This window comes from Bradyrhizobium pachyrhizi, from assembly GCF_001189245.1.
GTDB classification, from domain to species: Bacteria; Pseudomonadota; Alphaproteobacteria; order Rhizobiales; family Xanthobacteraceae; genus Bradyrhizobium; species Bradyrhizobium pachyrhizi.
Genome location: NZ_LFIQ01000118.1, coordinates 36,838 through 58,965 on the forward strand (window position 1 = coordinate 36,838; position 22,128 = coordinate 58,965).

General features: G+C 64.6%; 22 protein-coding genes. 10 read left to right on the forward strand and 12 right to left on the reverse strand.

Annotation, left to right across the window (positions count from 1 at the left end):
- Positions 1 to 114: 114 nt before the first annotated feature.
- From AKL29_RS34060 to AKL29_RS34100, 9 genes are all read right to left on the reverse strand, one after another.
- Positions 115 to 1,089, reverse strand: a complete 975-nt coding sequence (locus AKL29_RS34060; protein ID WP_028334670.1) for a type II secretion system F family protein — start codon at positions 1,087 to 1,089, stop codon at positions 115 to 117.
- Between the two features lie 9 nt (positions 1,090 to 1,098).
- A complete protein-coding gene (locus AKL29_RS34065) occupies positions 1,099 to 2,076 on the reverse strand; it encodes a type II secretion system F family protein (protein ID WP_050387196.1) in 978 nt (325 codons plus the stop codon).
- An 11-nt stretch (positions 2,077 to 2,087) separates the two neighbouring features.
- Positions 2,088 to 3,551, reverse strand: coding sequence for a TadA family conjugal transfer-associated ATPase (locus AKL29_RS34070; RefSeq protein ID WP_028334672.1), 1,464 nt, complete (start codon positions 3,549 to 3,551; stop codon positions 2,088 to 2,090).
- Positions 3,552 to 3,575: 24 nt separating this feature from the next.
- Positions 3,576 to 4,844, reverse strand: coding sequence for a CpaE/TadZ family protein (locus tag AKL29_RS34075; protein ID WP_018269598.1), 1,269 nt, complete (start codon positions 4,842 to 4,844; stop codon positions 3,576 to 3,578).
- On the reverse strand, positions 4,841 to 5,593 hold the full coding sequence (locus tag AKL29_RS34080) for a CpaD family pilus assembly protein (protein ID WP_050387197.1): 753 nt from the start codon (positions 5,591 to 5,593) through the stop codon (positions 4,841 to 4,843). The genes AKL29_RS34075 and AKL29_RS34080 overlap by 4 nt, the downstream gene beginning before the upstream one ends.
- A gap of 8 nt (positions 5,594 to 5,601) precedes the next feature.
- Complete coding sequence (locus tag AKL29_RS34085; protein WP_152977888.1) at positions 5,602 to 7,080, reverse strand: type II and III secretion system protein family protein; 1,479 nt, start codon at positions 7,078 to 7,080, stop codon at positions 5,602 to 5,604.
- Positions 7,081 to 7,082: 2 nt separating this feature from the next.
- Positions 7,083 to 7,877 carry a Flp pilus assembly protein CpaB gene (cpaB, locus tag AKL29_RS34090; RefSeq protein WP_028334675.1) on the reverse strand — a complete coding sequence of 265 codons (795 nt, stop codon included), beginning with the start codon at positions 7,875 to 7,877 and terminating at the stop codon, positions 7,083 to 7,085.
- A 127-nt stretch (positions 7,878 to 8,004) separates the two neighbouring features.
- Positions 8,005 to 8,529, reverse strand: coding sequence for an A24 family peptidase (locus tag AKL29_RS34095; RefSeq protein WP_028334676.1), 525 nt, complete (start codon positions 8,527 to 8,529; stop codon positions 8,005 to 8,007).
- Positions 8,530 to 8,701: 172 nt separating this feature from the next.
- Entirely contained in the window at positions 8,702 to 8,866 is a 165-nt protein-coding gene (locus AKL29_RS34100) for a Flp family type IVb pilin (protein WP_016842642.1), read from the reverse strand.
- A gap of 280 nt (positions 8,867 to 9,146) precedes the next feature.
- Here AKL29_RS34100 and AKL29_RS34105 point away from each other — a divergent pair, with 280 nt between their 5' ends.
- The 5 genes from AKL29_RS34105 (at position 9,147) to AKL29_RS34125 (ending at position 13,518) form a co-directional block, all read left to right on the forward strand.
- Positions 9,147 to 9,977: a sterol desaturase family protein gene (locus tag AKL29_RS34105; protein ID WP_050387198.1), complete on the forward strand. Its 831-nt coding sequence runs from the start codon at positions 9,147 to 9,149 to the stop codon at positions 9,975 to 9,977.
- Between the two features lie 15 nt (positions 9,978 to 9,992).
- The gene (locus tag AKL29_RS34110) at positions 9,993 to 11,438 is read left to right on the forward strand and encodes a hypothetical protein (protein WP_050387199.1); all 1,446 of its coding nucleotides are present in this window, start codon (positions 9,993 to 9,995) and stop codon (positions 11,436 to 11,438) included.
- Positions 11,439 to 11,634: 196 nt separating this feature from the next.
- A complete protein-coding gene (locus AKL29_RS34115) occupies positions 11,635 to 12,138 on the forward strand; it encodes a pilus assembly protein N-terminal domain-containing protein (RefSeq protein WP_028334679.1) in 504 nt (167 codons plus the stop codon).
- A 172-nt stretch (positions 12,139 to 12,310) separates the two neighbouring features.
- The gene (locus AKL29_RS34120; RefSeq protein WP_050387200.1) at positions 12,311 to 12,880 is read left to right on the forward strand and encodes a TadE/TadG family type IV pilus assembly protein; all 570 of its coding nucleotides are present in this window, start codon (positions 12,311 to 12,313) and stop codon (positions 12,878 to 12,880) included.
- An 8-nt stretch (positions 12,881 to 12,888) separates the two neighbouring features.
- Entirely contained in the window at positions 12,889 to 13,518 is a 630-nt protein-coding gene (locus AKL29_RS34125) for a TadE/TadG family type IV pilus assembly protein (RefSeq protein WP_050387290.1), read from the forward strand.
- A 120-nt stretch (positions 13,519 to 13,638) separates the two neighbouring features.
- On the opposite strand, the gene AKL29_RS34130 is transcribed toward AKL29_RS34125, so the two are convergent.
- The 3 genes from AKL29_RS34130 to AKL29_RS34140 all read right to left on the reverse strand — a co-directional run bounded on the left by AKL29_RS34130 (position 13,639) and on the right by AKL29_RS34140 (position 15,867).
- The gene (locus tag AKL29_RS34130) at positions 13,639 to 13,851 is read right to left on the reverse strand and encodes a cold-shock protein (RefSeq protein WP_016842648.1); all 213 of its coding nucleotides are present in this window, start codon (positions 13,849 to 13,851) and stop codon (positions 13,639 to 13,641) included.
- A 279-nt stretch (positions 13,852 to 14,130) separates the two neighbouring features.
- Positions 14,131 to 14,424, reverse strand: a complete 294-nt coding sequence (gene infA, locus AKL29_RS34135; protein ID WP_016842649.1) for a translation initiation factor IF-1 — start codon at positions 14,422 to 14,424, stop codon at positions 14,131 to 14,133.
- Positions 14,425 to 14,448: 24 nt separating this feature from the next.
- The gene (locus AKL29_RS34140; RefSeq protein WP_028334682.1) at positions 14,449 to 15,867 is read right to left on the reverse strand and encodes a DEAD/DEAH box helicase; all 1,419 of its coding nucleotides are present in this window, start codon (positions 15,865 to 15,867) and stop codon (positions 14,449 to 14,451) included.
- Positions 15,868 to 16,400: 533 nt separating this feature from the next.
- On the opposite strand from AKL29_RS34140, the gene urtA reads away from it, so the two are divergent.
- From urtA to urtE, 5 genes are all read left to right on the forward strand, one after another.
- Positions 16,401 to 17,729, forward strand: a complete 1,329-nt coding sequence (urtA, locus tag AKL29_RS34145; RefSeq protein WP_028334683.1) for an urea ABC transporter substrate-binding protein — start codon at positions 16,401 to 16,403, stop codon at positions 17,727 to 17,729.
- Positions 17,730 to 17,857: 128 nt separating this feature from the next.
- Positions 17,858 to 19,456, forward strand: a complete 1,599-nt coding sequence (gene urtB, locus AKL29_RS34150) for an urea ABC transporter permease subunit UrtB (RefSeq protein WP_428841201.1) — start codon at positions 17,858 to 17,860, stop codon at positions 19,454 to 19,456.
- Entirely contained in the window at positions 19,453 to 20,616 is a 1,164-nt protein-coding gene (gene urtC / locus AKL29_RS34155; RefSeq protein WP_050387202.1) for an urea ABC transporter permease subunit UrtC, read from the forward strand. Before urtB ends, urtC begins: the two co-directional genes overlap by 4 nt.
- Positions 20,617 to 20,620: 4 nt before the next feature.
- Positions 20,621 to 21,382 carry an urea ABC transporter ATP-binding protein UrtD gene (gene urtD, locus AKL29_RS34160; RefSeq protein ID WP_016842654.1) on the forward strand — a complete coding sequence of 254 codons (762 nt, stop codon included), beginning with the start codon at positions 20,621 to 20,623 and terminating at the stop codon, positions 21,380 to 21,382.
- 4 nt (positions 21,383 to 21,386) lie between these two features.
- Complete coding sequence (gene urtE, locus AKL29_RS34165; protein WP_018269603.1) at positions 21,387 to 22,082, forward strand: urea ABC transporter ATP-binding subunit UrtE; 696 nt, start codon at positions 21,387 to 21,389, stop codon at positions 22,080 to 22,082.
- The last annotated feature ends 46 nt before the right edge of the window (positions 22,083 to 22,128 follow it).

Below are 22,128 nucleotides of genomic sequence, written 5' to 3' on the forward strand. Positions count from 1 at the left end.
AGCGCAAAGCAGGTGGGGATCATCTCTCCACGAGCGGCAGTGTCTGCGGCTGACCCCCATCCCGGCCTTCCCCTTTCAGGGGGAAGGAGAAGGCAGCCGCGCAGGCGACGCAACTCAATGCATCGTGGCGATCTTGATGTAGGACGGCCCGAGGATCACGATGAACAGGCAAGGCAGGAAGAACAGGATCATCGGCACCGTCAGCTTCGGCGGCAGTGCTGCGGCCTTCTTCTCGGCCTCGTTCATCCGCATGTCGCGGTTTTCCTGCGCCATCACGCGCAGGCTCTGGCCGAGCGGCGTGCCGTAGCGTTCGGATTGCTGCAAGGCCATGCACACCGACTTCACGCCTTCGAGGCCGGTGCGGCGCGCCAGGTTCTCGTAGGCGGTCTTGCGATCCTGCAAATAGGACAGTTCCGCGGTGGTCAGCGCGAACTCCTCCGACAGCGCGACCGACTGCCCGGCGATCTCGTTGGCCACTTTCCGGAACGCGACCTCGACCGACATGCCCGACTCGATGCAGATCAGCAGCAAGTCGAGCGAATCCGGGAAGGCGCGTTTGATCTGGAGCTGGCGCTTGGCGATCGCGTTCTTCAGGAACAGCATCGGCGCCTGCAGGCCGGCATAGGCCGCGCCGACGCAAATGCCGATCTTGAGCGTGAGCGACCAGTTCGCGCCGGCAATGAAGAATGTATAGATGATTGCGCCGATCAGCATCAGGATCGGCGTGACCGCCCGCGCAGCCAGGAAGTAGACATAGGGGGCGTGGCCGCGATAGCCCGCCATCACCAGCTTCTCGATTGCCGCTTCCTGAGCCAGCCATTTGGTGAGGTTCAGGTCATCCACCATCTTGGAGACCGCCTGCTTCGGCGTCTGCCGCAGCGTCACCTTCTCCGACCTGGAGAGGCGTTCGCGCTCGCGCTGCCGCAGGCGCTCGCGCTCGCTGGCGACCGCCTTCATGCGCTTGTTGAGATCGCCGCCGGCCAGCAGCGGCATCACCAGCGTGTAGACCGTCGCGCTTGCCGCGAAGAAGGCAAGCAGCATGGTCATGAACCTGACGTCGTGGAGCTTGGCGACCAGAATATCAATCATGCTGCACCGTCAGAAATCGAAGTTGATCATCTTCTTCATCACCAGCACGCCCATCGACATCCAGATCGCGCAGGCGACCAGCATGAGCTGGCCCATCGAATTCGTCCACAGCAGGGCGATGTAGTCCGGCGTCGTCAGGAACACGAGGATCATCACGATCGGCGGCAGCGAGCCGATGATGGCGGCGGAGGCCTTCGCTTCCATCGACATCGCCTGGATCTTCTCGGCCATCTTCTTGCGGTCGCGTAGCACCCTCGACAAATTGCCGAGCGCTTCCGACAAATTGCCGCCGGATTTTTGCTGGATCGCGATCACGATGCCGAAGAAGTTGGCCTCCGGCAGCGGCATCCGCTCGTAGAGCCGGGAACAGGCTTCGCCGAGCGGCATGCCGATCGCCTGGGTCTCGATGATGGCGAGAAACTCGCTGCGCAGCGGCTCCGGCGCGTCGTTGACGACCGCCTTGAGCGATTCGAACAGCGGCAGGCCGGCCTTGATGCCGCGCACGATGACGTCGACGGCGTCAGGCAGCGCCTTCAGGAACGCCTTTTCCCGCCGCTTCTTCAGGAAGCCGAGCAGCCAGCGCGGTGCGCCGAGGCCCATGGCAAAGCCGATGCCGGCCGCGCCGAGCATGCCGCCACCGGCCAGGAATGCCGCGCCGAACCCGAATAGGCCGAGAGCGCCGGAGATCATCCAGAACTTCTGCTCCGACCACTCCAGTCCGGCCTGCGAGATGCGCAGGCCGAGCGGGACTTTCTTGTCCTTCTGGCGCCGCGCCTCGAGCTCCTTCAACGATCCTTCGACCTGCTCGCGGCGGGAGCGCTGCGTGCGGTCGGCGTTTCGTGTCGTCGTGGGTTCGCTGCGCGCCACCGACGCCCGCCGCGACTCGGCCTTCTTCTCCCCCGAGAGGTAGGGATACAGGAAGACCCAGGCGATGCCGCCCACCGTCGTGGCGGCGAGGAAGGCGAGAGCCAGAGTTTGCATCTGCATCCTGCGTTCCCCTAGACCGGCGCCGGCGCGTCGGAGGCATCCAGCGCCGCCGCAAGCCGCTTCTCTTCGTTGTAGTAGCGCGCACGTTCCCAGAAGCGCGGCCGGCCGATGCCGGTCGAGCGGTGCTTGCCGATGATCTTGCCGTTGGCGTCTTCTCCGACCACGTCGTAGAGGAAGACATCCTGGGTGATGATGGTATCGCCTTCCATGCCCATCACCTCGGTGATGTGCGTGATGCGGCGCGAACCGTCGCGCAGGCGCGCGGCCTGCACGATGATGTCGACCGAGGCGCAGATCATCTCGCGAATGGTGCGAGACGGAAGCGCGAAGCCGCCCATGGTGATCATGGATTCGCAGCGCGACAGTGCTTCGCGCGGATTGTTGGCGTGCAGCGTGCCCATCGAGCCGTCGTGGCCGGTGTTCATGGCCTGCAACAGGTCGAACGCTTCGGGTCCGCGGACTTCGCCGACGATGATGCGCTCCGGGCGCATACGCAGGCAGTTGCGGACCAGTTCGCGCATCGTCACCTGCCCCTCGCCCTCGATGTTCGGCGGCCGGGTCTCAAGCCGCACCACATGCGGCTGCTGCAGCTGAAGCTCGGCGGCGTCTTCGCAGGTGATGATGCGTTCGTCGTGCTCGATATAGTTGGTCAGGCAGTTCAGCAGCGTGGTCTTGCCCGAGCCGGTGCCGCCGGAGATGATCACGTTGCAGCGGACGCGGCCGATGATCTGCAGAATGGTCGCCCCTTCGGGGGTGATCGCGCCGAACTTGACGAGCTGCTCCAGCGTCAGCTTGTCCTTCTTGAATTTGCGGATGGTGAGTGCGGGCCCGTCGATCGCCAGCGGCGGCACGATGGCGTTGACGCGCGAACCGTCGGCGAGGCGGGCGTCGCAGATCGGCGAGGATTCGTCGACGCGCCGGCCGACCTGGCTGACGATGCGTTGGCAGATATTGAGCAGCTGCTGGTTGTCGCGAAAGCGGATGCCGGTGCGCTGGATCTTGCCGGCGACTTCGATGAACACGGTGCCTGCGCCGTTGACCATGATGTCGGCGATGTCGTCGCGCGACAGCAGCGGCTCCAGCGGGCCGTAGCCGAGCACGTCGTTGCAGATGTCGTCGAGCAGCTCCTCCTGCTCGGCGATCGACATCACGATGTTCTTGATCGCGATGATCTCGTTGACGATGTCGCGGATTTCCTCGCGCGCCGATTCGCTGTCCAGCTTGGCGAGCTGGGCAAGGTCGATCGCCTCGATCAGGGCGCCGAAGATCGTCGCTTTGACCTGGTAGTAGTTGTCCGAGCGGCGGGCTTCGACGGCCGGGGCAGGCGGTGGCTTGCTGGGTGCCAGCGGCGGCGACGAGATCGCCGGTGCGACGGGCTCGCGCGACATCGCCGGCGCGCCGGCTGGCTCCGGCGTCTGAAACGCGGGCTTGGGTGCCCGCACGTCCCCATCGTTTCCGCTACGCTTACCAAACACGACGTCTTGACTCCACGCGGACCACTATTTGGACCGCAGCTTTTCGAGCAGGGGCGACAGGAAGGACCCCCTCGGCTTCTTGGTCTCGCCGCGGCCTGTCAGCCGCTGCGCCATCTGAAGAAACATCTCGACCGCGCGGTGATTGGCGGAAATCTCGGCGATCATCTGGCCGTTGTTGGCGGCCGAACCGAAGATCTGCGGATCGAACGGGATGGCGGCGATCGGCTGGCTTTCGATCGCCTTAGCGAACTCGCCGGCCGCGATCTCGGGACGCTTCGGCACGCCGACCTGGTTCAGGCAATACAGCGGTGCGCGGTCGTTGGGCCGCGAGGCCTTCAGCAGGTCGAACATGTTCTTGGCATTGCGCAGATTGGCGAGGTCGGGCGCCGCCACGATCAGGATGTCGTCCGCCGCGATCAACGCGCGCTTGGTCCAGCCGGACCATTGATGCGGCACGTCGAGCACGATGCAGGGCATCGTGGTCCGCAGCGTATCGAAGATCGCGTCGAACGCCTCGGCGCCGAAATCGTAAACCTTGTCCAGCGTCGCCGGCGCCGCCAGCAGGCTCAGATGGTCGGTGCATTTCGACAGCAGGCGGTCGACGAAGGCGGTATCGACGCGGTCCGGCGAGAACACGGCATCGGCAATCCCCTGCGCGGGATCCTGGTTGTAGTTGAGGCCGGCGGTGCCGAAGGCGAGGTCGAGGTCGGCGACCACGGAATCAAGCGCCAGATCGCGGGCAATCGCCCAGGCGACATTGTGGGCGATGGTCGAGGCACCGACACCGCCCTTGGCACCGACGACGGCGACGATGCGGCCGACCGCCTTGGCTTCCGGCGCTGAGAACAGGTTGCAGACCGCGCGCACCACGTCGATCGCATGGGCCGGCGCAATCACGTAATCGCTGACACCGCGGCGCACCAGCTCGCGATACAGGGTGACGTCGTTGACGCGGCCGATCACGACCACGCGGGTGCCGGCATCGCACACCGTTGCGAGCTGATCGAGGCCGGCCAGGATGTCGCCGCGGCCCTCGGTCTCGAGAATGATGACGTTGGGCGTCGGCGCCGAGCGATAGGCCTCGATGGCGGCCGCCATGCCGCCCATCTGGATCTTGAGGTGAGCCTTGGCCAGCCGGCGATCCTCGCCCGCCGACTGCACGGCGGCAGCGGTCTCGACCGTTTCGCAGAACGCCTGGACCGAGACCCGTGGCGCCGGAGCAATATGGTCGTCCACGGCCTGCGGCGGGGCGTCCGTCTGCTCTTCGGAGTTTTGCTGCGCGTAGGTGATCATTTTCCTGTGTCGCTTAGCTTGGCCCTGTCGGACTCGGGATAGGTCGTGGCGGTGGTGGTGCCCTTGCGATACTTGTCGAAGGCGATGTTGCGACGCGACGTATAGGCAGGGGTCTCCGCGCGCGGCTGCACGAGGTCGGTCGGGTCTTCGACCATGGCTGCAAGGTTGCGCTGATTGGCGCAGCCGAAATTGTAGTACTGCTTGTTCTCGATGTAGGACCCGTTGTGGATCGACGGGCCGAGATCTTCCGGCCAGAGGCCGCACGGCCCGGCGACCGCTTTCATCTTTGGATAGTTCACGCGGATCGCGGGCATCTGGCGCGGATCCTCGGGATGGTATTTGCGAACCAGGATCCCGCGCGGCGGCACGCCGGCGGCGGTGAACGTGGCCTGGATCTCGCGCAGCGATTCCTGGGCGGTCCGTGCGTTCGGCGTGTCGGCGGGAACGTCGATGGTGACGGCGCCGGTCCCCTCGCGCATCCAGTCCTGCGCCATCCCCATCACCTCGGCGCGCTGCTCGGCAGTCAGGCCGCCGCGGCTGCGGCCGACGAAGACCACGATCGTGCGATCAGCCTCGGTGACCGCGATCGGATGACGCTGGCGATAGTCGGCCGGCGCGTTCACCATCGCGAAACTGTTGTCGGCGGCGTGCTGGCAGGCGCCCAGCGTCATCGCGAGGCTGACGAGCGCTCCGGCGAGAGCGATACCGCGCTGGTAACCGGCGGATGTCCTGGATGTGGTCTGTGTCATCGTCCGCCTCAGTCCGTAATGAAGCCGTAAGTGCCGCGGTAATTCCGCGCCGGCTCGGTGCGGCCGGGCACGCCGTAGACGCGATTGATGCTGCCGAGCAGGTCGGCCTGCGGATCGGACGCGTTGGCGAAGCCGTCATCCGGACGCGACAGGTCCTTTTGCGCCACCGCGCGAACGACATAGGGCGTCACCAACACCATCATCTCGGTCTGGTTGTTGACGAAGTCCCGGCTGCGGAACAGCGTTCCGAGCACCGGCAGCGACGCCAGCCCGGGCAGGCCATTGATCGCCTGCTTGGTCTGGTCCTGGATCAGGCCGGCCATCGCCATCGAGCCGCCCGACGGGATTTCCAGCGTGGTCTCGGCGCGCCGGGTCTTGATCGAGGGGATTGTCGTTCCGCCGGCGCCGCCAGTCAGCGAGTTCTCGGTCGAGACCTCCGACACTTCCGTCATCACGCGCAGGCTGATCCGGCCCTCGGTCAGCACCACGGGCGTGAAGTTGAGCGAAATGCCGAATTTCTTGAAGCTGACGGTCTGAACGCAATTCCCGATCGCGCCTCCCGTTGTCGTCTGACAGGTCACGCCGGTCGGAATTGGAAATTCGCCGCCCGAGATGAAGGTCGCCGATTCGCCGGAGATCGCAGTCAGGTTCGGCTCGGCGAGCGTCCGCACCACGCCTGCGCTTTCCATGGCGCGCAGCGTCGCCGACACCGATGGAGCCGCGCCGAATGATGTGGTGAGGTTGTTACCGGGCACCAGCGCTGCGTTGTTCGCCGTGAACGGGTTGTTGTTGGTGAATTTCACCACGGTGGTGCCGTAGTTGAGGTTCGCGGTGAGGTCGATGCCGAGCTGCTTGATCAGGCTGCGCGAGACTTCGGCGACCGTCACCTTCAGCATCACCTGGTCGCGGCCGCGAACCGTGATGGAGTTCACGACCTTGTCGGCGCTGCCGACCAGCCGCGTGGCGATCTCGCCGGCCTGCTGCGCTTCGATCGGGCTCGCCGCGCTTCCGGTCAGCATGACGCCCTCGCCGACGCCCTCGATCTGGATATCGGCATTCGGCAGTGCGGCGCGCAGGGCCGCGCGCACGCCGTTGAGGTCGCGCTTGACCGCGATGTCATAGGCCGCGATCTGCTGGCCGGCGGCGTCGAAGAACACGATGTTGGTCTGGCCGACGGTCGCGCCGATGATGTAGGCGCGCTGCGCCGAGCGGACCACGGCATTGGCGATCTTGGGATCGGCGACCAGCACATCCTTGATGTCCCTCGGCAGATCGATCACCACCGATTTGCCGACGCCGAGTGAGAGGAAGCGGGCGTTCATCTGGCCATCGGCCGCGGCGGGAGCGGCGCGGTAGTCGCCCGCCACCACCGGCGTCAGTGCCGGGTTGAGCGTGAGCGCCGCGACGGCCGAGAACGACAATGCGCGGACCATGAAGGCCCGCATCGTCCGTTGAGTTGCCCCGCCCTTCATCACCTGTGTCCTCATGGTCACTTCTGCATCGTTGCCTGGTTGGCAACGCCAAAGCGGATGACGTTGATCGTCTCACCGCGTCTCTGGTGGTTGTCTTCGGCCCTGACGTCGGTCCCATTGTTGTCGGCGATGCTGCGCAGCGCCAGCGACAGGACGCCACTCTGGCGCGCGCGCGCCAGCGTCTCGGTCTGGTCAGGCTTCAGCTCCAGCGTCACCGTCTTGCCGATCAGTGCGTTGGTGCCGTCCTTCTCCTTCGGCGCCTGGTCGATCGCGAGGACGCGGATATTGGTCAGGATGACCTCGGAATTGACGATGTCGGCGCCGTTGCGGTCGGGATTCTTGTCCCGCTTCGACAGCAGGACGTCGACCCGGTCATTCGGCAGGATGAAGCCGCCGGCCCCGGTCTCGGGAGAGATTTCAGTCGACACCGCCCGCATGCCGGTCGGCAGGATCGCGGCCATGAAGCCGCTTCCGTCGGCCTTGACGAGCTTCTGCTCGCGGATCGGCTCGCCCTGGATGAACGGGGCGCGCGCGATCGAGCCGGTGACGTCCTTGATGGCGTCGGCGTGGTTGTCCTTGCGCATGAAGCTGGCGCTGGCGGTCGCCGCCGGCCAGGTCTGCCACTGCAGATCTTCGGCCTTCACCGCCTGGCCGAGGCCAATGTCGGAGCGCGCGACCAGGATGTCGACCGTCGGCAGCTGCGCAACTGGCGGAGGAGCCGCCGGCTTGTCGTCGCTTCCGCTCGCCAAATAAAGCGCCGCAAGGCCGGCGCAGCCTGCAATTGCCAGGACCAGAATGCGGGCCTTATCCATTACGCTTCACTTTCCACATGACGCCGCGACGCTGCCGCCGCCGTGATGGGAGTTGACCAGCTATTCGTCAAAGCATGGTTAATGAGGCGTATCTAAATCGCCTTAACGGGCGGTTACCGCTGCTTTCTCAGCGCATGGCGAAGTGCGCGAGATCGATCGTCTTGATCCAGTCCGTCTCGGGATAGATCAGGAGGGCGCCGAGGGCGAGTGCGATGCCGTAGGGAATGCCGGTCTGCTTGTCGTGCAGGCGGCTGAGCCAGGCCTGGGACGCGAGCGGGTAGGGCAGCGGCCATTGCCGCAGCTGCAGCAAGAGCACGGTCAGCGCACCGCCGAACAGCGAGGCAAACACCAGATAGGGCAGCAGATGCTCGAACCCGAACCAAAGGCTGGCCGCGGCCGCGACCTTGGCGTCTCCGCCGCCGACCCAGCCCATCGCGAACATGCCGAACGCCACCACGAGAACCAGCGCGCCTGCGCCGGCATGGGTGAGGATCTCGTGGACGCCCATCCCGGTCAGCGGCGCCAGGACAAAGAAGCCAGCCACCAGCGCCAGCGAAATCCGGTTCGGGATCGTCATGGTCAGGAGATCGCTCGCCGCCGCAAAGGCCATCAGGGCCGGAAACAGCATCAAGCGTGCGATGTCGAGGATCATGAATTCATGCCGTCAAGCTGGAGCTGCGGTCGAGACCCGACGCTAGCGGCCAATGGTGAACAATCGGAAAAGGATTGCCGGCACATTCTACGCAGGCAGCCGATCGGCCCCCGACAAATAGCAAAGGTCCCGGGATTGCCGGGACCTTTGATGCGAATTCGTCGAAGCCGGCTTACTTCAGCGAGCCCGAGATCGAGTTGAAGGTACCCGAGAGCTTCGTGCCGACGCCGTTGACTGCAGCGATGATCGCGATGGCGATACCGGTGGCGATCAGGCCGTACTCGATGGCGGTCGCGCCCGATTCGTCCTTCACGAAGCGCGAAACGAGGTTCTTCATAAAATCACTCCTGTGTACACGTGGCTGGTCGAACTAGATTTGGTCTCGCCGGCGTTCTCAGCACCGTGACCATTGCGGCACCCTAGTGTTGGACGATTTCGGTGCAGTTAATTTGATCGCATAAACTCTGCGGGAACCCGCTGTTGTTGCGCACAGTAAATTTGGCATTAAGCGGTCCGCTCAAATTGCAGATTGTTGCTGCGATCCGGCGCCCGGCGCCGATTCACGGCTCCTTAAGCGCGCATCTATACCCATGGGGCTTCCGTAGTATGAGGCTGCCATGTCCACCCTTCCGATCGAAGTCATCGAGATGCTCGGCCAGACGATGATGAGGGTGGTGCCGATCACGATCGGCCTCGCGCTGTTCTTCACGGTGCTGACCCGCTTCTGGGCCTGCAATCCCGGCAAGCCGTGGTGGCAGAAGCGCGAGCTGGTCACGGACATCTGCTACTGGTTCTTCGTGCCGGTATTCGCCCGCGTGCTGCGCATCGGGCTGCTGGTGGTGGGCGCGGCCGCGGTATTCGACGTGCACGGTGCCGACGATCTGATCTCGTTCTATGAGAACGGACACGGCCCGCTGGCGCAGCTGCCGCTCTGGCTGCAATCGATCATCTTCCTGGTCGCGTCAGACTTCATGCTGTACTGGCTGCACCGGATGTTTCACGGCGGCGGCTTCTGGAAGTACCACGCCATTCATCATTCCTCCGAAGATCTCGAATGGATCTCGGCGGCGCGCTTCCATCCCGTCAATCTGCTGATCGGCACGATCTCGGTCGACGTGATCCTGCTGATGGCCGGCATCTCGCCGAACATCATGCTGTGGGTCGGTCCGTTCACCACATTCCACTCCGCCTTCGTGCACGCCAACCTGAACTGGACGCTCGGCCCGTTCAAATATGTGATCGCCACGCCGGTGTTTCATCGCTGGCATCACACCGCGCTCGAGGAGGGTGGCGACACCAATTTCGCGGGCACGTTTCCGCTCTGGGACATTCTGTTCGGGACATTCCGCATGCCCGAAGGCAAGCTTCCGGATGATTACGGCGTCGACGCCGAGCAGGGCGTGCCGGCCGAAATCGGCGGACAGCTGGCCTATCCGTTCCGTCATTGACCGGACTGTGCGCGCATGAGTGCTGAGACCGCAACCATCCCACAGGCGCGGGCCTCGGTGTTCGCCGAAGTCCCGGCCTGGTTCTGGATGGCGTGCGGCGTCTATGCGCTGCTGCTGTTCGTCGGCGACAGGCTGCTCGCCGATTCCGACACCTACTGGCAGATTGCCGTCGGTCGGTGGATCCTCGACCACCGCGCATTGCCGTCGGTCGATATCTATTCCTTCACCAAGGCGGGTGAGCCTTGGGTGTCGTCGTCCTGGCTGGCGCAGGTTCTGTTCGCGAAGGCCTACGACCTTGCCGGGTGGACCGGGCCCGCGGCGCTGGCCGCGGCTTGCGGCGCCGCCACCTTCGCACTGCTCACCGGCATCCTCGGCCGCGCGCTGCCGGCGATCCATGCGAGCCTGATCGCGTTGGCGGCACTGGTGCTGACATGCGGGCATCTGCTGGCCCGTCCGCATGTGCTTGCGCTGCCGATCATGATGGTCTGGGCGAACGGCCTGATGGTCGCCAGCGAACGTCGCGCGGCCCCCTCGTTCTGGCTGCTGCCGCTGATCGCGCTCTGGGCCAATCTGCATGGCGGCTTTCTGTTCGGCCTGGTGCTGGCCGGCGCCTTCGCGCTCGATGCGCTGTGGAACGCCGCGCCGGCGCAAAGATTGCCGCTGGCGCTGCGCTGGGCCGCGTTCGGCCTCGGCGCGCTGGCCGCGTGCTGCGTGACGCCCTATGGCTGGGGAACGATCCTCGCCTCGCTGAGGATTCTCAGCCTCGGTGAACTGCTGCATCTCATCGCGGAGTGGATGCCGGCGAGTTTCAGCCACCTCGATGCGTTCGAGCTGACCATTCTCGGCCTGATCGGCGCCGTGCTCTATTGCGGGGTGAAGCTGCCGCTGCCGCGGATCGCCCTGGCGCTGGGCCTGCTGCACATGGCGCTATCCCACGTCAGGAATCTCGAGCTCTTCGCCCTGCTGTTGCCGCTGGCCGCGCTGACGCCGGTGGCAACCCAGTTCGGCCTGCATGCCGCAAGCGTGGTCCGGCTGAGGGCCATGCCGGCCGCGATGCTCATCGCCGCGCTCTGCGCCTCGACCTGGTTCATTGCGGTGCGTCGGGACATGTCGCCGCCGACGATCCATTCGCCCGCTGCCGCCGTCGACGCGCTGAAGGCGCACAACGTGCAGCGCGTGCTCAATGATCTGCAGTTCGGCGGCTATCTGATCTGGCGCCAGGTGCCGGTGTTCGTCGACGGCCGTGCCGAGCTTTACGGCGAGAAATTCGAGATCGCCTATTACCGTGCGCTCCAGCTCAAGGACGTCGACGGCTTCCTCGATCTGCTCAAGACCTACGGAATCGATGCGGTGATGCTCGATCCGGCAACGCCCGCCTCCAAGTTTCTCGATCACATCGATGGATGGCAGCGCCTTTACGCCGACGATCGCGTGGTGGTGCATGTGCGTGCCGCCGGCTAGGCGGCGGTCTCCGCAGGGGCGTTTTTCCGCGGGATCACCGGGCCGCTGGCCGATCCGTTCCGGAAGTTGTGACATCGGCGCAATTCAGCGGTCGATTTTTGCTCTTCTTAAATGAATTGCCGTCAGATTTGCCTGCGTCGGGCGCCGGTCCGCTGCGTATCGCTTTTGCCGGCTTGTTAACGTCCCGGGGTAAGGTATGTCGTTTCAGTCCCAGCGTATTCGCGCCGTCGCGCGCATTGGATTCATCTCGCTGGCCGCAGCCGTTCTGTGGCCCGCATTCGCAACGGCGGCGCCGGATCCGGACCGGATCGCGGTCAATGTCGATCAGGCCAAGCTCGTCAAGCTGCCCGGCGGCATCTCCACCATCGTGGTCGGCAACCCGCTGATCGCCGACGTCACCCTGCAGAATGGCGGCGTTGTCGTCGTGACCGGCAAGGGCTACGGCGCGACCAACTTCATCGCACTCGACCGCACCGGCCAGGTGCTGGTGGATCGTCAGATCCAGGTCGAAGGTCCGACCGACCAGTTGGTCACGGTCTATCGCGGCGTCGATCGCGAGACCTACAGCTGCATGCCGGTCTGCCAGCGCCGCATCACCCTCGGCGACGGCGAGACCTACTTCAAGTCGACCATGGACCAGGCCGGCTCGCTCAACAGCCAGGCCTCCGGCTCGGGCGCGGCCGCGAAGCCGCAGAACTAGCGCGTGTCCGCGCCAGCGCTTCACGCGCCGGGGCAGCCGCCTGCCGCAGGCGGTCCATCCGACATGGTTAAGAAAAGCCTGACGGATCGGGTCGCTCTGTCTCGATCCGGCGAAATACTTCGACAATGAGTCCTGGGGTAGTTGTTGCCGCCATGTTGATCCGGGGTCGTTGATGCCGCTGCCCGCTCATTCTTTCGCGCGCCTCCTCCATCGCTTTCGCCGAAACCGCCGGGGCGCGACCGCGGTCGAATTCGCGATGATCGCGCCGCTGTTTTTCGGACTGCTGTTTGCGATCATCGAAGTGGCGATGATCTTCTTCGCGAGCCAGGTGCTGGAGACGGTGACGCAGGATTCCGCGCGCATGATCATGACCGGTCAGGCGCAGGGCGCAAGCTACACCCAGCAGCAGTTCAAGAACTATGTCTGTGGCCAGGTCAGCGCGCTGTTCGATTGCGTCAATGGCATATCGGTCGACGTGCGCAGCTATCCCGCTGCGACGGGCTTCAGCAGCGTCAACATCGCGCCTCCGATCGATTCCAACAACGCATTCATTCCGACCATGAAATGGTGCCCCGGCAAGGACGGCGACGTCGTGGTGGTCCGGCTATTCTATCAGTGGCCGCTGTTCGTCACCAAGCTTGGCTTCAATGTCGCCAACCTCGCCAACGGCAAGCGGCTGCTGACCGCGACCGCGACATTCAAGAACGAGCCATCCGGGACCGCCGGGGCGACATGCTCATGAGCAACGTCATGAAAACTCAGGCAGCGGCCTTGCTGCGCTCCGTCGCGACCCTCTGCAATGACCGCCGGGGTCTTGCCGCCGTCGAGTTCGCTTTCGTCCTGCCGCTGATGCTGGTGCTGTTCTTCGGTACTGTCGAGTTTTCATCCGGTGTCGCGGTCGACCGCAAGGTCACGCTTATGGCGCGCGCCGCGTCGGACCTGACCTCGCAGTCGACGCAGGTGGTGGATGCCGACCTGCAGAACTTCTTCAGTGCCAGCGTCGGTATCATGACTCCGTACGATCCGGCGCCGACCAAGGTCACCTTGTCGGAAATCTACGTCGATGCCTCGAAGGTCGCGCGGATCCAGTGGAGCAAGGCGGGCGTGATGGCCACGGGCGCCACGCAGGCCACATTGACGGCCTCGAGCCGCAGTCAGGGTGATGTCGTGACCAGCGTCGTTCCGGCGGCGCTGCTGGTTGCGGGCACCTATCTGATCTTCAGCGAAGTCAGCTACAAATACGTTCCGACGGTCGGCTATGTGATGGCCAAGAGCGGCATCAATCTCACCGATGTCGCCTTCACAAGGCCGCGGCAGTCGGTTTGCGTGTTCTACGCGCCGACGTCTGCCACGATGCCGACGACCTGCTCGACCTATTAGAGCTTCCGAACGACGCGGAACGCCGATTGGCAATCCAGACAAAAAGGGCCGCACCCGAAGGTGCGGCCCTTGATGCTTTAGCGACAATTTCCTGGAGCTTCGCGCTCCCGGGAAATCGGCTTATCCGGCGGCGCGCAGATTGTCGGCCGAGGATTTGCCGGAACGGCGGTCAGCCACGATCTCGTAGGAGATCTTCTGGCCTTCACGCAGAGTGCCAAGGCCGGCGCGCTCGACTGCACTGATGTGCACGAACACGTCGTTCCCGCCTTCATCCGGCTGGATGAAGCCGTAGCCCTTGGTCGCGTTAAACCACTTCACGGTTCCCATGCTCACGTGGGTAGTCCCTTCTCAGATATACAAGTTCAAGACCCGCTGATCGGCGGGGTGGTGAGATCGAATTTTTGGAAGGGTCGTCAGCGTCTGAACCGGCTGTACCGGTATTGGCTAATGTCGTCCGGCCGAAAATCGATGGGTAGGATATTATTCGATAGAAGGCTTCAAAACAATCCTGAAAACAATCCTGACGTGCGCGATTTTTTGGCCGGCGCAGCCGCCGGCCAATTGTGCGCAGGACATCAGGACGTCATGCCCGCAGCGGTTGCAATACCCCGCTTATCGGCGGCGGAACTGGCCGCCGCGCTGGGCTCCGCCCCGCGGCGGGCCACCGGGCGCGCCGCTCGGACGTTCGTCCTTATGCCGGAAGATCAGGCGCCCCTTTTCCAGATCGTAGGGCGACATTTCGATCGTAACACGGTCGCCGGCCAGCGTCTTGATGCGGTTTTTCTTCATCTTGCCGGCGGTGTAGGCGACGATCTCGTGCCCGGCATCGAGTTGCACCCGGTAACGAGCGTCGGGGAGGATTTCGGTCACCAGTCCTTCGAACTGGATCAGCTCTTCCTTAGCCATATGTTTCTCCAGATCGAGCGACGGCTAGTGCTTCGGTCGGTTGTTGCGGTTGGATTGCGGATTCGGCCGGCTCTCGCGATGCAAGAAGGCGACGCCCTGAATGCCTTCGCTGTTGCCGGCCTGCGACGGACGCGGCGACTCGCCCCGGCTCGTCTGCGGCGCGCCATTATTACCACCTCGACGGCGGCGGCGGCGAGGGCCTTTTGCGCCCGGAGCGGCCTCATTCCCACGGACATTATGTGCACGGGGCGCGGAGCGGCCGCCCCGGTGCGGGTGGGTGGCCTGCGCCGGCGCGGCGGCCTCGCGGCCGCCCTGTGTGCGGCGGTCTTCCCGCGGCACGGTAATCCGGATCAGCCGCTCGATATCGCGCAAATAGCCCATCTCCTCGGCACCGGCGATCAGCGAGATCGCGACGCCGTCGGCGCCGGCGCGCGCCGTGCGGCCGATGCGGTGGACGTAGGTCTCCGGGATGTTGGGCAGGTCGAAATTCACCACGTGGCTGACGCCGTCGACGTCGATGCCGCGGGCAGCGATATCGGTCGCCACCAGCGTGCGGATCTCACCGGAACGGAACGCCGCCAGCGTGCGCTCGCGGTGGTTCTGCGACTTGTTGCCGTGGATCGCATTGGCCTCGATGCCGGCCTTGGCAAGGCTTTTCACCACCTTGTCGGCGCCGTGCTTGGTGCGGGTGAAGACCAGGGCGCGGTTGACCGGTTCCTGCTTCAGCAACTGGGCGAGGACCGTCGGCTTGGCCGCGAAATCGACCTGGATCGCGCGCTGGGCGATGCGATCCACCGTCGAGGCCACCGGCGTCACCGCCACGCGGGCCGGGTCGCGCAGCATCGCCTCGGCGAGCTCGGCGATGTCCTTGGGCATGGTGGCCGAGAAGAACAGCGTCTGGCGCCGGATCGGCAGCTTGGCGACGATTTTCCGGATGTCGTTGATGAAGCCCATGTCGAGCATGCGGTCGGCTTCATCGAGCACCAGGAACTCGACCTGGTTGAGCTTCAGACCGTTGCTCTGCACGAGATCGAGCAGGCGGCCGGGGGTGGCGACCATCACCTCGACGCCCTGCATCACGGCACGGACCTGGCGGCCCATCGGCACGCCGCCGATGGCGAGCGCCGAGGACAGCCGGATGTGGCGGCCATAGGTGTTGAAACTGTCGAGGATCTGCCCGGACAGCTCGCGGGTCGGCGAGAGTACCAGCACGCGGCAGCTCTTGGGCTGCGGGCGCACGCGGTTCTCGAGCAGCCGGTGCAGGATCGGCAGCGCGAAGGAGGCGGTCTTGCCGGTACCGGTCTGGGCGATGCCGACGACGTCGCGGCCGGCAAGGGCTAGCGGGATGGTCTGGGCCTGGATGGGGGTCGGCGTGAGATAATTCTCTTCTCGGAGCGCGCGGGCGATGGGATCGGCGAGGCCGAAATCCTGAAAGGAGGTCAAAAGGTGGTTCTTTCCATAAAAGCCATCGTCGTTCCGGCCCATATCGGCCGGAAGCGTGTGAAGGCATTCGGGGACACCCGCGTGTCTGGGGCGTCAAGCTGGGTTAGCTGGAAGGCGAGCCAGAAGCCGCTTGGGGCAGCTTGAACACGCAGCTCGCGAAGGCACCGCGACTCTCGCGGGCATGGCGAGGATATGGACCAGGAACTGGGCGGTTTCAAGATGAGATCGCCGTCTTTGGTGCCCGGAGTTCGCTGAACCATCGCGCAAACTGTCACAAATCGATGCCGGAAATTTAGCCAAGACGGCAATTTTGCCTAAAAGATAGACTGATTGCTCTTTCGGCAGTCAAGTTGCCGGCTCAATGATTGGGCAGTCGGCTTCCGTATTTGCCCGGAACCGATGAAATTATCCAGCCGGTTCATCGGCTTACCGGGGCTGCGTACCGTGGCACAGTTCTTGCGATTCCCTTAACCGCAGGCGGCCAAGCGGCCGTTTCGCAAGCGTTCACGCCTGCGTCAGGGAGACGACATTTCATGCTTACTCAGCTTACTCACGGAATAGCGACGATGACCCGTCGCCGCGCGCTCGCGGCGACGGCCGGCCTGGTTTTGGGTCTGGCTGCGTCCTCGTCCCTCGCGCCCGCGCAAGCGGCCGACGACACCATCAAGGTTGGCATCCTTCACTCGCTGTCGGGCACCATGGCCATCAGCGAAACCACGCTGAAGGACACGATCCTTTTCCTGATCGACGAGCAGAACAAGAAGGGCGGCGTGCTCGGCAAGAAGCTCGAGCCCGTCGTGGTCGACCCCGCCTCGAACTGGCCGCTGTTCGCCGAAAAGGCCCGCGAGCTGATCACCAAGGACAAGGTCGCGGTCGTGTTCGGCTGCTGGACCTCGGTGTCGCGCAAATCCGTGCTCCCGGTGTTCAAGGAGCTGAACAACATCCTGTTCTATCCGGTGCAGTATGAGGGCGAGGAGTCCGAGCGCAACGTGTTCTATACCGGCGCGGCGCCGAACCAGCAGGCGATCCCGGCGGTCGACTATCTGATGAAGGAAGAAAAGGTGAAGCGCTGGGTGCTGGCCGGCACCGACTACGTCTATCCGCGCACCACCAACAAGATCCTGGAAGCCTATCTGAAGTCGAAGGGCGTCGCCCAGGACGACATCATGATCAACTACACGCCGTTCGGTCACTCCGACTGGCAGACGATCGTGGCCGACATCAAGAAGTTCGGCTCGGCCGGCAAGAAGACCGCGGTGGTCTCTACCATCAACGGCGACGCCAACGTTCCGTTCTACAAGGAGCTCGGCAACCAGGGCATCAAGGCGACCGATATCCCGGTGGTCGCGTTCTCGGTCGGCGAGGAAGAGCTCGCCGGCATCGACACCAAGCCGCTGCTCGGCCATCTCGCCGCCTGGAACTACTTCGAGTCGATCAAGACCCCGGCGAACGAGAAGTTCATCAAGGAGTGGCAGGCCTACACCAAGAATCCGAAGCGCGTGACCAACGATCCGATGGAAGCGCACTACATCGGCTTCAACATGTGGGTGAAGGCGGTCGAGAAGGTGAAGTCGACCGATCCGGACAAGGTGATCGATGCGCTTCCCGGCATCGAGGCGCCGAACCTGACCGGCGGCGTGTCGCAGATGCTGCCGAACCACCACATCACCAAGCCGGTGTTCATCGGCGAGATCAAGGGCAACGGCCAGTTCGACGTGGTCTGGAAGACCCCGGGCCTGGTCGCCGGCGACGCCTGGTCGAAGGAGCTCGAGGGCTCCAAGGACCTGATCGGCGATTGGGTCGGCAAGAAGTGCGGCAACTTCAACACCAAGACCAACAAGTGCGGCGGCCAGGGCTCCTGACAACAAGCTCCTGAGCTCCTGACCTGAACAACGACACAACACAACCATCCAAGAACCTGGAGAAGGCGGCACAGCTCGCCGCCTTCTCCTCACACTCCTGCCGGGGTACTGACGTGTTCGCCAATTGTATTGATCGTTTTCGTGCGCTGTTTCTCTCGATCCTGCTGCTGAGCTGCCTGACAGTGCCGGCGCTGGCCGGTCCGTTCGAGGATTCGGTCGCCAAATTCGCCAATGACGAGTTCTCCGACACCGAGGCTGCGATCGGCGAGGTCGCCGCATCGGGCAATGCGCTGGCCTCGCCCATCATCAGTGCGCTGCAGGACGGCCGGCTCTCGGCCGATCCCGACAGCAAGAAGGTCTTCATCACGCGGACCGACGGCAAGATTGTCGACGCCGCCACGGGGGCTGCCGTCGACAAGCTGCCCGACAACGCCGCCGCCGTCCGCCTCAACAACCGCCTGCGCCGCACCGTGGAGGCCGCGCTCGGCGGCCTGACGCTGCTCTCGCCGGACCCGGCCAAGCGCCTCGCCGCCGCGCAGTCGGTGTTCAAGAGCCACGAGGAGAATGTGCTGCCGACGGTGGAGAGCGCGCTCGCCAAGGAGAGCGTCAAGTCGGTCAAGCAGGCCTTCGCCGAGGCGCGCGCCGCCATCATCCTGTTCAAGTCGGACGCATCCGACAGCGACAAGCTCGACGCCGTCGCCGTGGTCAAGGCGCGCGGCGATCAGGAGGCGCTGGCGCTGCTCACCGCCCTCGGCGCCGACCAGCCGCCGCTGGTCGCCAACGCGGCCGCGAGCGCGGTGTCCTCGATCCAGAGCAATCTGGCGATGTGGTCGATGGTGCAGAATGCGTGGTACGGCGTGTCACTCGGCTCGGTGCTGCTGCTCGCCGCGATCGGGCTTGCCATCACCTTCGGCGTGATGGGAGTCATCAACATGGCGCATGGCGAGATGGTGATGCTCGGGGCCTACACCACCTTCGTGGTGCAGGAGGTGATCCGCAGCCGCTATCCTGCGCTGTTCGACTACTCGCTGCTGATCGCGGTGCCGCTCGCCTTCCTGGTCGCCGGCCTGATCGGTGTGCTGATCGAGCGCACCATCATCCGCTTCCTCTACGGCCGTCCGCTGGAGACGCTGCTCGCGACCTGGGGCCTGTCCCTGGTGTTGCAGCAGGCGGTGCGCACCGCGTTCGGTCCGACCAACCGCGAGGTCGGCAACCCCTCCTGGATGAGCGGTGCCTTCGAGCTCGGCCAGATCACCATCACCTATAACCGGCTGTGGATCCTCTGCTTCACGCTCGCGGTGTTTGCCATCCTGCTGGCGATGCTGCGCTACACCGCACTCGGCCTCGAGATGCGCGCGGTGACGCAGAACCGCCGCATGGCGGCCTCGATGGGGATCGCAACCTCGCGCGTCGACGCGCTGACCTTCGGCCTCGGCTCGGGGATCGCCGGCATTGCCGGCGTGGCGCTGTCGCAGATCGACAATGTCAGCCCGAATCTCGGCCAGAGCTACATCATCGACAGCTTCATGGTCGTGGTGTTCGGCGGCGTCGGCAATCTCTGGGGCACGCTGGTCGGCGCCTTCACGCTCGGCATCGCCAACAAGTTCCTCGAGCCTGTCGCGGGCGCGGTGCTCGGCAAGATCGCGATCCTGGTGCTGATCATCCTGTTCATCCAGAAGCGGCCGCGCGGCCTGTTCGCGCTCAAGGGTCGGGCGGTGGAAGCATGACGCCGCACATCCTCACCCGTTCGCTCGACCGTGCGGCGACCGCGTTCGTCCTGATCGTCGCCGCGATCGGCGTGCTGATCCCGCTGTCGAACCTGCTGCTGCCGCAGGGTTCGATGTTCCAGGTGCCGACCTATCTGGTGGCGCTGTGGGGCAAATATGTCTGCTACGCCATCCTCGCGCTCTCGATCGATCTGATCTGGGGCTATTGCGGCATCCTCTCGCTCGGCCACGGCGCGTTCTTCGCGCTCGGCGGCTACGCGATGGGCATGTACCTGATGCGCCAGATCGGCAGCCGCGGCGTCTACGGCAACCCGATCCTGCCCGACTTCATGGTGTTCCTGAACTGGAGCAAGCTGCCCTGGTACTGGTACGGCTTCGACAAGTTCTGGTTCGCTGCACTGATGGTGCTGCTGGTGCCGGGTCTGCTCGCCTTCTGCTTCGGCTGGCTTGCCTTCCGCTCGCGCGTCACCGGCGTCTATCTGTCGATCATCACGCAGGCGATGACCTATGCGCTGCTGCTGGCGTTCTTCCGCAACGATTTCGGCTTCGGCGGCAACAACGGGCTGACCGATTTCAAGGACATCCTCGGCTTCAACGTGCAGGCCGAAGGCACCCGCGCGGCGCTGTTCCTGCTGAGCTGCCTGGCGCTGATCATCGCTTTCCTGATCAGCCGCGCGATCGTCGCCTCGAAGCTCGGCAAGGTCCTGATCGCGGTGCGTGACGCCGAAAGCCGGACCCGGTTCCTCGGTTATCGCGTCGAATCCTACAAGCTGTTCGTGTTCACGCTGTCGGCCTGCATGGCAGGCGTCGCCGGTGCGCTGTACGTGCCGCAGGTCGGCATCATCAATCCGAGCGAGTTCGCGCCCGCCAACTCGATCGAGGCGGTGATCTGGGTCGCGGTCGGCGGCCGCGGCACGCTGGTCGGTGCGGCGCTCGGCGCCGTCGTCGTCAACTACGCCAAGACGTTCTTCACCTCGGGGCCGCTCGCACCGTACTGGCTGTTCATGCTGGGCGCGCTGTTCATCCTGGTCACGTTGCTGCTGCCCAAGGGCATCGTCGGCACCTTCAACAGCTGGTGGGAGAAGGCACGGCACAGCTCTCCCGACGCCGACAGCGCCGCGCGCGAAGACGGCATCGGCGCACCGAACGCTGCGGAGTAGGCAGATGAACGTCATGGATACCCGCGCCACCTCGGCCATGCTCTACCTCGACGGCGTGCACGTCTCGTTCGACGGCTTCCATGCCATCAACAATCTGTCGCTGGCGCTCGAGCCCGGCGAGATGCGTGCCATCATCGGCCCGAACGGCGCCGGGAAGACCACGATGATGGACATCATCACCGGCAAGACCAAGCCGGACGAGGGCACCGTGCTGTTCGACGGCACGGTCGACCTGACCCGGCTCGACGAGACCCGGATCGCCGAGCTCGGCATCGGCCGCAAGTTCCAGAAGCCGACGGTGTTCGAGAGCCAGACCGTGCAGGACAATCTGCTGCTCGCACTCAATGTCGATCACTCCGTGCGCGGCACGTTGTTCTGGCGCGGCAGCAAGGCCGAGTCCGAGCGCATCGACAAGGTGCTCGAGACCATCCGCCTGACCGATGCGCGCAACCGCCTCGCCGGCAGCCTGTCGCACGGCCAGAAGCAGTGGCTCGAAATCGGCATGCTGTTGGCGCAGGACCCCAAGGTGCTGCTGGTCGACGAGCCGGTCGCCGGCATGACCGATGTCGAGACCCATCTGACCGCGGAGCTCCTGAAGGAGATCAACAGGAATCATACCATCATGGTGGTCGAGCACGACATGACCTTCGTGCGCGAGCTCGGCGTCAAGGTGACCTGCCTGCATGAGGGCTCGGTGCTCGCCGAAGGTTCGATCGACCAGGTGTCGTCGAACGAGCGGGTGGTCGAAGTGTATCTGGGGCGCTAGCGCGATGCTGAAGATCGACAACATCAATCTCTACTACGGTGCGGCGCAGGCGCTGCGCGGCGTGTCGCTGACCGCCGAGCCGGGCAAGGTCACCTGCGTGCTCGGCCGCAACGGCGTCGGCAAGACCTCGCTGCTCCGCGCCATGGTCGGCCAGTATCCGATCGCCTCCGGCACTATCAATTTCGACGGCAAGGACATCACCGCGCTGAAGCCCTATGAGCGGGCGCGGCGCGGCATCGGCTTCGTGCCGCAGGGCCGCGAGATCTTTCCGTTGCTGACGGTGGAAGAGAACCTCAAGACCGGCTTCGGTCCGCTCAAGCGCGAAGACCGCAACATTCCCGACGACGTGTTCTCGCTGTTTCCGGTGCTGGAGACCATGCTGGGCCGCCGCGGCGGCGATCTTTCCGGTGGCCAGCAGCAGCAGCTCGCGATCGGCCGCGCGTTGGTGATGCGGCCAAAGCTCCTGCTGCTCGACGAGCCGACCGAGGGCATCCAGCCCTCGATCATCAAGGATATCGGCCGCGCCATCTCCTATCTGCGAAACCTCGGCAACATCGCCATCGTGCTGGTCGAACAATATCTCGACTTTGCCTGCGAACTCGGCGACAGTTTTGCCGTGATGGACCGGGGTGCGGTGAAATATGCCTGCGACCGCGCAAGCCTCGATCCCGCCGAGATCAGCCGCCAGATGGCGCTGTGAACAGGATGTGACGCCGCCTGTTGTGGCGCGCGAAGGGAGCGTCGGG

What these genes read in the sequence shown, in the direction of transcription:
- AKL29_RS34060 (WP_028334670.1), bottom strand. Translation starts at nt 1,089, where the DNA reads ATGATTGATATTCTGGTCGCCAAGCTCCACGACGTCAGGTTCATGACC.
- AKL29_RS34065 (WP_050387196.1), bottom strand. Translation starts at nt 2,076, where the DNA reads ATGCAGATGCAAACTCTGGCTCTCGCCTTCCTCGCCGCCACGACGGTG.
- AKL29_RS34075 (WP_018269598.1), bottom strand. Translation starts at nt 4,844, where the DNA reads ATGATCACCTACGCGCAGCAAAACTCCGAAGAGCAGACGGACGCCCCG.
- AKL29_RS34080 (WP_050387197.1), bottom strand. Translation starts at nt 5,593, where the DNA reads ATGACACAGACCACATCCAGGACATCCGCCGGTTACCAGCGCGGTATC.
- AKL29_RS34085 (WP_152977888.1), bottom strand. Translation starts at nt 7,080, where the DNA reads ATGAGGACACAGGTGATGAAGGGCGGGGCAACTCAACGGACGATGCGG.
- cpaB (WP_028334675.1), bottom strand. Translation starts at nt 7,877, where the DNA reads ATGGATAAGGCCCGCATTCTGGTCCTGGCAATTGCAGGCTGCGCCGGC.
- AKL29_RS34095 (WP_028334676.1), bottom strand. Translation starts at nt 8,529, where the DNA reads ATGATCCTCGACATCGCACGCTTGATGCTGTTTCCGGCCCTGATGGCC.
- AKL29_RS34100 (WP_016842642.1), bottom strand. Translation starts at nt 8,866, where the DNA reads ATGAAGAACCTCGTTTCGCGCTTCGTGAAGGACGAATCGGGCGCGACC.
- AKL29_RS34105 (WP_050387198.1), top strand. Translation starts at nt 9,147, where the DNA reads ATGTCCACCCTTCCGATCGAAGTCATCGAGATGCTCGGCCAGACGATG.
- AKL29_RS34110 (WP_050387199.1), top strand. Translation starts at nt 9,993, where the DNA reads ATGAGTGCTGAGACCGCAACCATCCCACAGGCGCGGGCCTCGGTGTTC.
- AKL29_RS34115 (WP_028334679.1), top strand. Translation starts at nt 11,635, where the DNA reads ATGTCGTTTCAGTCCCAGCGTATTCGCGCCGTCGCGCGCATTGGATTC.
- AKL29_RS34120 (WP_050387200.1), top strand. Translation starts at nt 12,311, where the DNA reads ATGCCGCTGCCCGCTCATTCTTTCGCGCGCCTCCTCCATCGCTTTCGC.
- AKL29_RS34125 (WP_050387290.1), top strand. Translation starts at nt 12,889, where the DNA reads ATGAAAACTCAGGCAGCGGCCTTGCTGCGCTCCGTCGCGACCCTCTGC.
- infA (WP_016842649.1), bottom strand. Translation starts at nt 14,424, where the DNA reads ATGGCTAAGGAAGAGCTGATCCAGTTCGAAGGACTGGTGACCGAAATC.
- urtA (WP_028334683.1), top strand. Translation starts at nt 16,401, where the DNA reads ATGCTTACTCAGCTTACTCACGGAATAGCGACGATGACCCGTCGCCGC.
- urtC (WP_050387202.1), top strand. Translation starts at nt 19,453, where the DNA reads ATGACGCCGCACATCCTCACCCGTTCGCTCGACCGTGCGGCGACCGCG.
- urtD (WP_016842654.1), top strand. Translation starts at nt 20,621, where the DNA reads ATGAACGTCATGGATACCCGCGCCACCTCGGCCATGCTCTACCTCGAC.
- urtE (WP_018269603.1), top strand. Translation starts at nt 21,387, where the DNA reads ATGCTGAAGATCGACAACATCAATCTCTACTACGGTGCGGCGCAGGCG.